11 protein-coding genes and 1 pseudogene are annotated in these 12,193 nt (G+C 65.0%); 7 read left to right on the forward strand and 5 right to left on the reverse strand.

All coding sequences use genetic code 11. The features are described 5' to 3' along the window. Positions 1-4: 4 nt before the first annotated feature. The gene (gene dksA, locus JQK15_RS10945; protein ID WP_004211401.1) at positions 5-469 is read right to left on the reverse strand and encodes an RNA polymerase-binding protein DksA; all 465 of its coding nucleotides are present in this window, start codon (positions 467-469) and stop codon (positions 5-7) included. A 520-nt stretch (positions 470-989) separates the two neighbouring features. After that, positions 990-1,604, reverse strand: coding sequence for a hypothetical protein (locus JQK15_RS10950; protein ID WP_285236557.1), 615 nt, complete (start codon positions 1,602-1,604; stop codon positions 990-992). Positions 1,605-1,653: 49 nt separating this feature from the next. Here JQK15_RS10950 and JQK15_RS27270 point away from each other — a divergent pair, with 49 nt between their 5' ends. Continuing rightward, positions 1,654-1,788, forward strand: a complete 135-nt coding sequence (locus JQK15_RS27270) for a hypothetical protein (protein WP_257211453.1) — start codon at positions 1,654-1,656, stop codon at positions 1,786-1,788. A 56-nt stretch (positions 1,789-1,844) separates the two neighbouring features. Here the strand turns inward: JQK15_RS27270 and JQK15_RS10955 are convergent, their stop codons facing one another. Beyond that, on the reverse strand, positions 1,845-2,285 hold the full coding sequence (locus tag JQK15_RS10955) for a host attachment family protein (RefSeq protein ID WP_168708741.1): 441 nt from the start codon (positions 2,283-2,285) through the stop codon (positions 1,845-1,847). A gap of 88 nt (positions 2,286-2,373) precedes the next feature. On the opposite strand from JQK15_RS10955, the gene serS reads away from it, so the two are divergent. From serS to rimO, 6 genes and pseudogenes are all read left to right on the forward strand, one after another. Further along, positions 2,374-3,651: a serine--tRNA ligase gene (gene serS / locus JQK15_RS10960; RefSeq protein ID WP_214865471.1), complete on the forward strand. Its 1,278-nt coding sequence runs from the start codon at positions 2,374-2,376 to the stop codon at positions 3,649-3,651. Positions 3,652-3,679: 28 nt separating this feature from the next. Continuing rightward, positions 3,680-4,444 carry a 5'/3'-nucleotidase SurE gene (surE, locus tag JQK15_RS10965; RefSeq protein WP_214865473.1) on the forward strand — a complete coding sequence of 255 codons (765 nt, stop codon included), beginning with the start codon at positions 3,680-3,682 and terminating at the stop codon, positions 4,442-4,444. Positions 4,445-4,467: 23 nt separating this feature from the next. After that, positions 4,468-5,592: a peptidoglycan DD-metalloendopeptidase family protein gene (locus JQK15_RS10970; RefSeq protein WP_502956808.1), complete on the forward strand. Its 1,125-nt coding sequence runs from the start codon at positions 4,468-4,470 to the stop codon at positions 5,590-5,592. Then, positions 5,589-6,647: pseudogene (locus JQK15_RS10975) on the forward strand (potassium channel family protein). Before JQK15_RS10970 ends, JQK15_RS10975 begins: the two are co-directional and overlap by 4 nt. A gap of 155 nt (positions 6,648-6,802) precedes the next feature. Beyond that, complete coding sequence (locus tag JQK15_RS10980) at positions 6,803-9,628, forward strand: TonB-dependent receptor domain-containing protein (RefSeq protein WP_214865475.1); 2,826 nt, start codon at positions 6,803-6,805, stop codon at positions 9,626-9,628. A gap of 94 nt (positions 9,629-9,722) precedes the next feature. After that, the gene (gene rimO, locus JQK15_RS10985) at positions 9,723-11,105 is read left to right on the forward strand and encodes a 30S ribosomal protein S12 methylthiotransferase RimO (protein ID WP_214865477.1); all 1,383 of its coding nucleotides are present in this window, start codon (positions 9,723-9,725) and stop codon (positions 11,103-11,105) included. Between the two features lie 18 nt (positions 11,106-11,123). Here the strand turns inward: rimO and JQK15_RS10990 are convergent, their stop codons facing one another. Together JQK15_RS10990 and JQK15_RS10995 are read right to left on the reverse strand one after the other, a co-directional pair. Next, the gene (locus JQK15_RS10990) at positions 11,124-11,966 is read right to left on the reverse strand and encodes a DUF4163 domain-containing protein (protein WP_214865479.1); all 843 of its coding nucleotides are present in this window, start codon (positions 11,964-11,966) and stop codon (positions 11,124-11,126) included. Continuing rightward, complete coding sequence (locus JQK15_RS10995) at positions 11,966-12,166, reverse strand: hypothetical protein (protein WP_004211387.1); 201 nt, start codon at positions 12,164-12,166, stop codon at positions 11,966-11,968. Before JQK15_RS10995 ends, JQK15_RS10990 begins: the two co-directional genes overlap by 1 nt. Between the last annotated feature and the right edge of the window lie 27 nt (positions 12,167-12,193).

Raw genomic sequence — 12,193 nt, forward strand, 5'->3', positions numbered from 1 at the left:
GGGGTTAATCGTCGCGGGAGACTTTTTCCTGACGCTCGTGCCGCTCCTGCGCCTCGACCGTCATGGTCGCGATCGGACGGGCTTCCAGCCGGCCCAGCGAGATCGGCTCGCCGGTGACTTCGCAATAGCCATATTCGCCTTCATCGATACGGCGGAGCGCCGCGTCGATCTTGGAGATCAGCTTGCGCTGGCGGTCGCGGGTGCGCAGCTCGATCGACCAGTCGGTCTCGCTCGATGCGCGGTCGTTGAGGTCGGGTTCGCGCAGCGGTTCATTCTGCAGCACAGCGAGCGTGCCTTCAGCTTCGGACAGGATCTGTTTCTTCCAGTCCCAGAGACGCTGCCGGAAATATTCCTGCTGCAGGGGGTTCATGAATTCTTCGTCAGCCGACGGACGATAATCGTCCGGGAGTGTTACGGTCGATTTTGGCGGCTTCACACCGTCTTTATCGGAATTCAGTACCGATGCCATCTGGCTCTCCGACTCGAGAGGCCCCGGCGCTGTAAGTTCCGGGCGCCCATGACTTTTGTTTGAGCGGGCCTCATAGCCACCGCGACGAGGCGATACAAGCGGACAATGCGCACTCCGGCGCATCCCCTAGGTCGGCTGACCCGCCCGGAACGGACGGCGCGACTCCATCAGGGTTTTCCCCGATCCGGCCATCGGGATGTCCACGCAGCCCATCCTTAACGTTCCACAATGACACGTTAACCATTGCAGTTGACTCAAACGCCCGATTTTTCGGACCTTTTACGGCGCAAAGATGGTTAATGCCCTTGCAGTTAACGCTTTATTTTGCGTTGGTATGCAGTAGGGAATGGCAGGGTTCACGCTACGGAAGGGTCCGATGGCGCGAATGGGTAAACAGGACTAGAGAAGATCCTATGTCGGTTCGGATGGCTTTGGCAAAATTGTGCGCCTGCACTTGTGGCGGCGCCATCATTGGCGGGGGCGCCGTCCATGTGGCGGAAAATGCGCGTCCGGCAACGGTTTACAGCACCAAGAGTGTGAAGGCCAAGCCGCGCCAGCGCGTCCTGGCCACGGCCAAGCGCCCGCCGGCCAAGAAGCCCGACCCGATCCGCGTGACCGTGACCACGCCGTCGCCGCCCATCCCGCTGCCCCCGCCGCCGGTGCAGGCCGCCCTGCCCCTGATGGCGGGTGGACCGACTCCGACCGCAGCGCCGATCGGCGGCAGCAGCGGCTTTGGCGGCAGCAGCGGTTTCATCGGCGGCTTCTTTGGTGGCGGCAGCAGCGGTGGCGGCACGGTGGTGATCTCTACCACCGGTTCGACGGGATCGACCGGTTCGAGCGGGTCCAACTCGCCCACGCCGCCAACCTCCACCACCAGCACGACGACCACGTCGAGCGGTTCGGATTCGCCGACTCCGCCGGGTGGAACGACCACGACGACCTCGACGTCGACCTCCACGTCGACATCGACCTCTACGTCCACATCGACGTCGACCTCTTCCTCGTCGGGCGCGACATCGACTTCCACGTCCAGTTCGACCTCGACCGGATCGTCGAGCTTCGGCAGCACGTCGACGAGCAGCTCGACCAGCAGTTCGTCGTCGACCTCGACATCGTCGGGCACCTCTTCGGGCACGCCGCCGCCTCCCGCGCCGCCGCCGCCGACCGATGTGCCGGCGCCGCCGATGGTGCTGCTGTTCGGTGCCGGTGCCGCCGCGCTGCTGATGCGCAAGCGCCTGGCCGATCGCAATACGGAGCTGTCGATCGAGGGCCATGGCCCGGCCAAGCCTATCCCGATCATCCGCACCGGCGACATCTGATAGAAAAAAGGGCGGCCCTGGGGCCGCCCTTTTCTTTTGCCGATTGGGTTTTCCACTCAACTGCGGGCGATGATCTTCTCGATTTCGGCCACGGGATGATTGGCCAGATCCTTGGCGATCTCCCCGACCAGCCGGTCCTGCACTTCCTTGTGATAATGTTTGCGCATCTCGCCCAATGCCGTCGGCGGGGCGACGATGATCAGCTTCTCATAATCCTGCGCGAAGGCGCGGCGCTTGAGCAGGTCGGCCGCTTCCGCCGCGAAGCGTGCCTCCTCCAGTTCATGGAAATCGGTCTGTTCCATACTGCTGCGATGGCTGCCGACCGAATTGAAGGCGCGGCCGGGGGCATCCGAAGCCTGGTCCCGGTCGGCCGGATTATCCTGCACCTTCACCTCTTCCGCCTCCAGCTGGGGAAAGGCGCGGTCGCCCTTGTTGCGGAAGAAGAGCAATTTGCGCCCGTCCGCCACCAGCACCATCGCATCATGATCGATCTGCATCGCCTTCTCCTTCATTTTGTGGATGCATTACCAACGGGCGAAAGCGCACAGGGTTGCGTGGCCTCGTTCGCGGCGGCATAGGGCAGCGATGCACGACATCCGCTTCATCCGCGAAAATCCCGCCGCTTTCGACGCCGCCCTGGCGCGCCGTGGCCTGGCCCCGCTGTCCGCCGACATATTGGCGCTGGACGAAAAGAGCCGCGCGCTCAAGACGGAGCTGCAGCAGGGGCAGGCCCGCCGCAACGAGGCGAGCAAGGCGATCGGCCAGGCGATGGCCGCCAAGGACATGGCAAAGGCAGAGGCGCTGAAGGCCGAGGTCGCGGCGCTGAAGGAAGGCACACCGGCGCTGGAAGCGGAAGAGGCCGAGGTCGGCGCGGCGCTCAATGCGATGCTCGCAGCGATCCCCAACCTGCCCGCCGACGACGTGCCGCAGGGCGAGGATGAAGCCGGCAATGTCGAGCTGAGCCGCTGGGGCAATATCCGCGCATTCGATTTCGCCGCTCAGGACCATGCCGATTTCGGCCCGGCGCTGGGGCTGGATTTCGAGGGCGGCGCGGCCCTGTCGGGCGCGCGCTTCACCGCGCTGCGTGGCCAGATGGCGCGGCTGCACCGCGCGCTGGCGCAATATATGCTCGACACCCAGAGCGGCACCAACGGCTATGAGGAAACCAATCCGCCACTGCTGGTGCGCGACGAGGCGCTGTTCGGCACCGGCCAGTTGCCGAAGTTCGCCGAGGATCTGTTCCGCACCACCGATGGCCGCTGGCTGATCCCGACCGCCGAGGTATCGCTGACCAATCTGGTCGCCGAACAGATCGTGCCGACCGACACCCTGCCGGTGCGTCTGACCGCACTGACCCCCTGTTTCCGGTCGGAGGCCGGATCGGCCGGACGCGACACGCGCGGTTTTATCCGCCAGCATCAGTTCGAGAAGGTCGAGCTGGTCGCGATCTGCGCGCCCGAGGATTCGGACGCCGAGCATGAGCGGATGGTGCAGGCGGCCGAGGGCATCCTCCAGGCGCTGCACCTGCCCTATCGCAAGATGCTGCTGTGCAGCGGCGACATGGGCTTTGGCGCGCGCAAGACCTATGATCTGGAAGTCTGGCTGCCGAGCCAGGCGACCTATCGCGAGATCAGCTCCGTCTCCAACTGCGGCGATTTCCAGGCGCGGCGGATGAACGCCCGCTACAAGCCGGAGGGGGAGAAGGCGACGCGCTTCCTCCACACCCTGAACGGCTCGGGCCTGGCGGTCGGCCGTACACTGGTTGCGGTGCTGGAAAATTACCAGCAGGCCGACGGCAGCGTGGTCGTGCCCGAGGTGCTGGCGCCCTATATGGGCGGCATCACCAAGCTGGAGCCCCGATAAGAAAAGGCCTTAAGCAAGGGAACGGGCGATGCGCATCCTGCTCACCAATGACGATGGCGTCCATGCGCCGGGGCTGAAGGTGCTGGAGACGATCGCCCGCACCCTGTCCGACGATATCTGGATCGTCGCGCCGAGCGAGGAACAATCGGGCGCGGGCCACAGCCTGACGCTGACCCGTCCGCTGCGCATCCGCCAGCATAGCGAGAAGCATTATAGCGTCACCGGCACGCCGACCGATGCGGTGATGATGGCGGTCGGCCATCTGATGAAGGACGCGAAACCCGACCTGGTCCTGTCGGGCGTCAATCGCGGCGCCAACCTGGCCGAGGACGTGACCTATTCGGGCACCGTCGCGGCCGCGATGGAGGGCGCGATTTCCGGCATCAAGTCGATCGCGCTGAGCCAGGTCTATGCCCGCGAGGCGATGGGCGACGCGGTGCCCTTTGCCGCCGCCGAAGCCTGGGGCGAGCGGGTGCTGCGCCCGCTGATCGCGATGCCGGCCAGCCCGCGCCTGTTGTTCAACGTCAATTTCCCCGCGATCGACCCGGACAGGGTCAAGGGCGTGCGCGTCGTGCGGCAGGGCTTCCATGATGTCGACCGGACCAAGATCATCGAGGGCACCGATCCGCGCGGCTATCGCTATTACTGGTTTGGCCTCGGCCGCAGCGATTCCGCGCCCGAGGGGACAGATCTGGCGGCCATCGCAGAAGACTATATCGCGGTGACGCCGCTCCATTATGACCTGACGCAGGATGGCGCGCTGGCGGCGACGGCGCAGGCATTTTCGGACTGACTTACGCTCCGGGGGGAGACCATATGGCTGGACATTCAAGGGGGCGGCGCTGGCTGCCAATGGCGCCGCTGCCGCTGCTGCTGGCGGGCTGTATCCCTGCCCCGGTGCAGGACAGCGCCCCCTATGCCGCGCCTCTGCCCCCTTCGGCCCCGGCCATTCCGCCATCGCCCAGCATGCCGCCGCAACCGGTCAGGCCCGAACCGCAGATGATCGAGCGCAAACCGGTCTGGACGGCGCAGCAGGTGACGGCGAATGCGCGGACGGTGGCCGCCAGCACCTATAGCGTGCAGCCGGGCGACACGCTGCGCGGCATCGGCAACCGCACCGGCGCGGGATCGGACGCGATCGCACGGGCCAACGGACTGGCCCCGCCCTATGCGCTGCGGCCGGGGCAGAGCCTGTCGATCCCCGGCGGGCGCTATCATGCAGTGGCAGAGGGGGAGACCGGCATCGCCATCGCCGTGGCCTATGGCGTGCGGTGGAGCGACATTGTCGACATCAATGGCCTGACCGAACCCTATGTGCTGCGGCGCGGCCAGCGGCTGCTGCTGCCCGGCGGCGAGACGCCGGCCGCCCCGGTGGCGGCAGCGCCGGTCCGGGCGCCCGCATCCAGCCTGGAACAGCGCGCCGCCGCCTTCCGCATCGACATCGACGATGTGCTGACCGGCGGCCAGCCTGCCGTCGCGGAGGAGAAGCCGCGCACGGTGGCCAAGGCCCAGCCCCGCCCCCTGCCCTCCAATGTGCCGATCGCCCAGCCCGGCGGCTTTTCCGGTCAGTTCGCCTGGCCGCTCAGGGGCAATATCCTCTCGCGCTTCGGCCCCGGCGAAAGCGGCGCCAAGAATAACGGCATCGACATTGCCGCGCCGATCGGCACGCCGATCCGGGCGGCGGCTGATGGTGTCGTCGCCTATGCCGGCGACAGCATCGCGGTGTTCGGCGGCCTGGTCCTCATCACCCATGGCAGCGGCTGGGTCAGCGCCTATGGCCATGCCAACCGGATCGACGTGGTGCGCGGGCAGAAGGTGACGAAGGGCCAGGTGATTGGCCTCAGCGGTGACACAGGCTATGCCAGCAAGCCGAAGCTGCATTTCGAGCTGCGCAAGGACCGGGTGCCGATCAATCCCATGACCCAGCTGCCCACCCCATGAAGATCGCGCCGCCGCCTTCGGCATCGCCCATGGCCGGCTTTCTGCGGCGGCGATCGGCGCTGCCGGTCTGGGCGGACCTCGCCTGGCGGGTGGTGCTGGTCTTTGGCCTGATCGCGATCGTGCTGGCGCTCCACTGGTTCGGGCGCGACGGTCTCAAGGACAATTATGATGACCAGATCAGTTTCATCGACGTGCTCTATTTCACCACGGTCACCGTCACCACGGTCGGCTATGGCGATATCGTGCCGGTCTCGCCCGAAGCGCGCCTGTTCGAATCCATCTTCGTCACGCCGATCCGGCTGTTCGTCTGGATCATTTTCCTCGGCACCGCCTATAATCTCTTCTTCCGCAACATCCTCTACAGGTGGCGCATGGCACGCATTCAGGCCGATCTGCACAATCATATCGTCGTCACCGGTTTCGGCACCAGCGGCTAGGAGGCGGTGAACGAACTGCTGGCGCGTGGCACCGACCCGCGCGAGATCGTGGTGATCGACGGCAGCGAGAAAGCGCTGGACCATGCCGAGGCGCTGGGCTGCAACGTGCTGTGCGGCGACAGCACGCGCGACAAGACGCTGAAGGACGTGGCCATCCACCGTGCCCGCACGATGATCGTGTCGGCCGGACGCGACGACACGTCGATCCTGATCACCTTGACCGCGCGTCACCTGGCGCCGCGCCTGCCGATCAGCATCGTCGTGCGCAACGAGGATAATGAAGTGCCCGCGCGCCAGGCCGGCGCCACCACGGTCATCAACCCGGTCAGCTTTGCCGGGCTGCTGCTGGCAGGCAGCACCAGCGGCAAGCATATCGCCGACTATATGGCCGATCTTGCCGCATCGGGCGGCCGGGTAAAGCTGCACGAACGGCCTGTCCTGCCGCAGGAAATCGGCCAGCCGCTCTCGGCGATCGGTACCGGGCTTGGCGTGCGCATCTATCGCGGCGACCATCCGATCGGCTTCTGGGAGGAAGGCGCAAAGCGGCTCCAAACGGGCGACTGCATCATCGAGATCGTGGAAGAAACCGGCGCCACACCCCGCGCCAACGATCAATAGGTTCAAACCAGCGACAGACTGAACATGTTTGTTGCGCCACAGCAACATATGGCAAAATTCGTGCTACCCAGGGTGCAGCGCAGCATGAGGCCAATTGCCTTGCTGTCATAGAATGGCAACACTCCCCCTCAGGTCTGATTTTTGAGGGGTAGAATATGCGCTTGAAAAATGTCCTGAAAACCGGCGTCCTGCTGTCCGCCTTCATCTACAACGCACCGTCTTTCGCCCAATCCGCCGCGCCGCAGGCCGATGATGTCGGGGCCATCATCGTCACCGGATCGCGCATCCGCCAGAATCCGCTGGACCAGGACAAGCCGATCGTCACGGTCGATCAGGAAGCGATCGCGCGGACCGGCCTTTCCTCGATCGCCGACGTGCTGCAGCGCATCCCGAGCGCCGGCGGCGGCCTCAACACCAAGGTCAACAATGCGGGCAATATCGGCGGTCCGCCCGACGGCACCGGCGTCAGTTCCGGCTCAGCCGAAATCGACCTGCGCTACCTGGGCGCCAAGCGCACGCTGATCCTGGTCGACGGCATGCGCTATGTGAACGGCTCGGCGGCCGGCGGCATTCCCGCATCGGTCGACTTGAACTCCATCCCTGCCAGCATGATCGAACGGGTCGAGGTGCTGCAGTCGGGCGCCTCCCCGCTCTATGGCTCCGACGCGGTTGCCGGCGTCGTCAACATCATTACCAAACAGTCGCAGAAGGGCCTCGACCTGTCCGCCCAGTTCGGCACCTACGAACAGGGCGATGGCGAAACCTATGACCTCAACGCCAGCTATGGCCTTCAGTCCGATCGGGTGTCGATCGTCTTTGGCGGCAATTATGTGAAGCAGCAGAGCGTCCGCACCGCCGATCGTTCCATCTCCCGCTTCCCCAATCCGGGCCAGACGAGCTGCGCCGACCCGATCGGTGGCTGTTCCGGTGCCACGCCCAATGGCCGTTTCATGATCGGCGACGAGGATCTGACGCTGATCGCGCCGGTCAGCGGGCGCCCGACCTATCCGGGAGACTTCAAGAATTTCACCTCGGCCGATCGCTATAATTTCGCGCCGGAAAATTATCTGCTGACGCCATCGGAACGCTATGGCGGCTTCCTCAACGCCAAATTCGAATTTTCCGACAATGTCAGCCTGCGCACGCGGCTGGTCTATCAGCATCGCAGTTCGACCACCCAGGCCGCACCGCTGCCGCTGTTCGTCGGCCCGGATGCGGGCAACGGCAATCTGCTCGACACGATCAGCATCGATGCGACCAATCCCTATAATCCGTTCGGCTTCACCTTGTCGTCGGGTGCCAATGGCGAGCCGGCGACCTATTCGCTGATCGCCCGTCGCTTCGTCGAGGGCGGCCCGCGTATCTTCAGCCAGGATGTCGACACCTTCACCATGCAATCGACGCTCGAAGGCTCCTTCGGGGTCGGCGACAAGACATGGTATTGGGACGTCAACGGCATGTATGGCAGCAATGACGCGCATCAGGTGTTCACCGGCAACCTGAACGCCGCCAAGCTGGCCCAGGCGCTGGGGCCAGTAGCGGGCTGCACCGGCGATTGCGTACCGTTCAACATCTTCGGCGGGGCCGGGTCGATCACCCAGGCCATGCTCGACTATGTGACCTTCGACCAGAAGGATCGCAGCACGCAGGAATTGTGGGACGCCACCGCCAACCTGTCGGGCGAATTGTTCGACCTGCCGGGCGGCGCGGTCGGCTTCGCCGTCGGCTACGAGCATCGCAACCAGCGCGCCAGCTACACCCCCGACCCGATCATCACGGCGGGCCTGGGCGCCGACGTGCCGACCAGCCCGGCCGCCGGCAGCTTCAATGTCGATGAAGTCTATGGCGAAATCCGCATCCCGATCCTCGCCGACGTGCCCTTCTTCCAGAAGCTGGAACTGGACGGCGCGGTGCGCCATTCCAACTATAGCAGCTTTGGCAGCAACACGACCTTCACCGTGTCGGGCCTGTGGAAACCGGTCAGCGACCTGCTGCTGCGCGGCGGCTATGCCGAGAGCCTGCGTGCGCCCAGCATCGGCGAAATGCATGCCGGCCGGTCGCGCACCGATCAGACGATCAACGACCCCTGCACCAGCGCAGCGGGCGGCTCCTGGGACAATCCGACCGTGCGCGCCAACTGCATCGCCAATGGCGTGCCGGCCGATGGCAGCTATGACGAGCCGACCGGTGGCCAGCTGGGCGTCTTTTCCAGCGGCTCGACCAACCTGAAGCCGGAAACCGCCAAGACCTGGACCGCCGGCATGGTCTACAGCCCGGCCTGGGCGCGCAACGGCTTTGCCAGCGCGCTCAGCCTTGAGGTCAATTATTATAATATCCGCCTCAAGAACGCGATCGACTCGGTGCCTGCGACGCTGACGCTGCGCCGCTGCGCCTTCGATGCCGATCCGGTCAGCTGCGCCTCGATCAGCCGCACGCCCAGCGGTCTGGTCGCCGGCATCGACGCCACGCTGCAGAATCTCAACGCCATCAACACCGACGGCATCGACGGATCTTTGATCTATCGCTCCAAGCCGGTGGGCGACGGCACGGTCGGCCTGACGGTCAATGCCGCCTATCTGCTGAGCTATGACATCAAGGCCCCGGCCGAGTTGAATGCCCCCACGATCAAGTGCGCCGGCACCGAACGCTGCGGTTCGGTCGACCAAGCCTATCCGCGCTTCAAGGCGACCACCACGCTCGACTATTCGGCCGATGCCTGGGGCGTTTCCTTCACCGGCCGCTATATCAGCAAGGTGACCGAGAGCGACGGCCATATCATGGGATCGACCTTCTATGGCGACATGCAGGCCTATTTCTCGCCGGCCTGGCTTGACCATCGCACCCGGCTGACGATCGGCGTCAACAACCTGTTCGACAAGGATCCGCCGGCCTGCTTCACCTGCGACAGCGCCAATTTCGACCCGACCACCTATGATGTGCCGGGCCAGTTCGGTTACATCCGCCTGTCCTACAAGATGTAACGGATCAAAGGCTTAGCTAGAACGAAGGGCGCGTCCATTTGGGCGCGCCCTTTGTCTTTTCGGCTACCCCGTGACATTTGGCGCAAAAATCCCTATGTGCGCGCCGATCATGGCAACCAAAATCCCAGACGCGCCGAAGATCGGCATGGTTTCGCTCGGCTGTCCGAAGAACCTGGTCGACTCCGAACGTATCCTGACCAAGCTGCGTTCCGACGGCTATCAGATGTCCGCCGACTATGCCGGCGCCGACGTCGTGCTGGTCAACACCTGCGGCTTCCTCGATTCCGCCAAGGAAGAATCGCTCGAAGCGATCGGCGAGGCCATGGCCGAAAATGGCCGCGTCATCGTCACCGGCTGCATGGGCGACGAAGCGGACGTGATCCGCGCGAAATTCCCGCAGGTGCTGGCCGTCACCGGCGCGCATCAATATGAGCAGGTGGTCAACGCGGTGCATGACGCATCGCCGCCCATCCCCAACGCCTTTGTCGACCTGGTGCCCGAAGGCGGCCTCAAGCTCACCCCGCGCCATTACAGCTATCTGAAGATTTCAGAGGGCTGCAACCATCGCTGCTCCTTCTGCATCATCCCCTCGATCCGCGGCGACCTGGTGTCGCGGCGCATCGACGCGGTGCTGCGCGAGGCGGAAAAGCTGGTCGCGGCCGGCACCAAGGAGTTGCTGGTCATCAGCCAGGACACCTCGGCCTATGGCGTCGACACCCGCCACGAACCGCGCATGTGGAAGGGTCATGAGGTCCGCGCCCATATGACCGACATGGCGCGCGAACTGGGCCAGCTGCGCACGGCGGACGGCGTCGCCCCCTGGGTCCGCCTCCATTATGTCTATCCCTATCCCCATGTCGACCATGTCATCCCGCTGATGGCCGAGGGGCTGCTGACGCCCTATCTCGACATTCCCTTCCAGCATGCTTCGCCGAGCGTTTTGAAGGCGATGAAGCGCCCGGCCAATGAAGCCAAGGTGCTGGACCGCATCCGCAAGTGGCGCGACATCTGCCCCGACATCGCGATCCGCTCCAGCTTCGTCGTCGGCTTCCCCGGCGAGACCGAGGCGGACTTCCAGTATCTGCTCGACTGGCTGGACGAGGCGCAGCTCGACCGCGTCGGCGCCTTCCGCTTCGAGCCGGTCGAGGGCGCAGCCGCCAATGACCTGCCCGGCGCCGTGCCCGAAGAGGTCAAGGAAGAACGCTATCAGCGGATCATGGAAAAGACCGCCGCGATCAGCGCCGCCAAGCTGCAGGCCAAGGTCGGCCGGGTCATGCCGGTGATCATTGACGAGGTCGGCGAGCCCGACGAGGAAGATGGCAGCATCGGCGCCACCGCGCGCAGCCAGGCTGACGCGCCGGAAATCGACGGCAATGTCTTCCTGCGCGACGTGGGCGAAGGCCGCAAGGCGGGCGACATGTTCGACGTGCTGATCGAGGATGCCGACGATCACGACCTGTACGGCGTGCCGGCCTGACCGATCGGGAACCGGATATCAGGGCCTGGCGAAGGCATCCTGATATTCGGTCTTGATCGCCTTGTAGATCGCCGCATCGACCGGCAGCTTGATGTCATAGCTGCCCTCGGCATAGGGGCCGGCGCCATAGGGGCCGATCGTCACCTGGATGCCATCGATCAGCTTGCCGTCGCGCGATGTCGGGGCCAGCACCTGCTTCATCGGATCGATGCATTTGGTGAAGTCGTCATCGCCCGGCACCACCGGTGCGCCACGCTTCTCCACCCGCGCTCGATTCAATGCCTTGCAGAAGGGATCGTGAATCGCCGCGGCAAAGGCCGCCTCGGACGTCAGCAGTGCGCCGAAATCGGTCTCGCGCCGCCGTTCCCTGTCCCACAGAAGCGCTTCATAGCCGGTCATGCCATGGGCGCCGCCGGTATACATGTAATTGGAGGATTCGAGCGCCAGGAAGCGCGGCGTGTCCGCCATCACGCTCCAGCGCGTCTCGCGGCTGTGGGCGTGGAAGGGAAAGCCCGCCTTTTTCGCCGAATCCCGGTCCTGCGTCGCCATCTTGAGCGCATCGCCCTTGTTCTCGGCCATGGCGCGGGCGAAGCGATCGACCAGCGTCGGGATCGCCGCCGCCTGCGCCGGATAGGCGTAGAGAAATTCCAGCAGCTCGGTCTTGTCCGACTGCTCGAATGGTTTTGCGGGTGGGGCAGCGGGTCGCGTGGTGCCGGCCATGCGGTCGACAAAGGCGCGCATCGTCGCATTGGCGGGCATGTTGCCGCCGGGCGTGTCGTCCTCAGTCGATTTCGAGCAGCCAGACAGCAACAGGGCTGCGAGCAGCAGCCCCGTCGTCCCGTTCCCCCACCCTGCCCGCATCAGTGCGGCTTGGCCGTCAGGCAGCGTTCGCTGATCGCCTTGCGCGCATAGTCGCCGGCGAGCGCGCGATGGATATTGGGCCAGCCTTCGGCCACCAGCGCCTGCTCGACCGCATGGGCGTTGGCGAACTGGCCGCTTTCGGCCAGCGCATAGGCGCGGGCACGCAGCGCCTGCAGGCCGCTATTGTCGGAACGGATCATGGCTACTCTCCTTGTCGTCTGTTATGA

Source organism: Sphingobium sp. BHU LFT2 (assembly GCF_018604485.1).
Lineage (GTDB): Bacteria > Pseudomonadota > Alphaproteobacteria > Sphingomonadales > Sphingomonadaceae > Sphingobium > Sphingobium yanoikuyae_A.

Excerpts from the sequence above, each read along its gene's own strand:
- dksA (WP_004211401.1), bottom strand. The coding sequence starts at position 469 with ATGGCATCGGTACTGAATTCCGATAAAGACGGTGTGAAGCCGCCAAAA.
- JQK15_RS27270 (WP_257211453.1), top strand. The coding sequence starts at position 1,654 with ATGGTGCTGCTGTTCGGTGCCGGTGCCGCCGCGCTGCTGATGCGCAAG.
- JQK15_RS10955 (WP_168708741.1), bottom strand. The coding sequence starts at position 2,285 with ATGCAGATCGATCATGATGCGATGGTGCTGGTGGCGGACGGGCGCAAA.
- serS (WP_214865471.1), top strand. The coding sequence starts at position 2,374 with ATGCACGACATCCGCTTCATCCGCGAAAATCCCGCCGCTTTCGACGCC.
- surE (WP_214865473.1), top strand. The coding sequence starts at position 3,680 with ATGCGCATCCTGCTCACCAATGACGATGGCGTCCATGCGCCGGGGCTG.
- JQK15_RS10970 (WP_502956808.1), top strand. The coding sequence starts at position 4,468 with ATGGCTGGACATTCAAGGGGGCGGCGCTGGCTGCCAATGGCGCCGCTG.
- JQK15_RS10980 (WP_214865475.1), top strand. The coding sequence starts at position 6,803 with ATGCGCTTGAAAAATGTCCTGAAAACCGGCGTCCTGCTGTCCGCCTTC.
- rimO (WP_214865477.1), top strand. The coding sequence starts at position 9,723 with ATGTGCGCGCCGATCATGGCAACCAAAATCCCAGACGCGCCGAAGATC.
- JQK15_RS10990 (WP_214865479.1), bottom strand. The coding sequence starts at position 11,966 with ATGCGGGCAGGGTGGGGGAACGGGACGACGGGGCTGCTGCTCGCAGCC.
- JQK15_RS10995 (WP_004211387.1), bottom strand. The coding sequence starts at position 12,166 with ATGATCCGTTCCGACAATAGCGGCCTGCAGGCGCTGCGTGCCCGCGCC.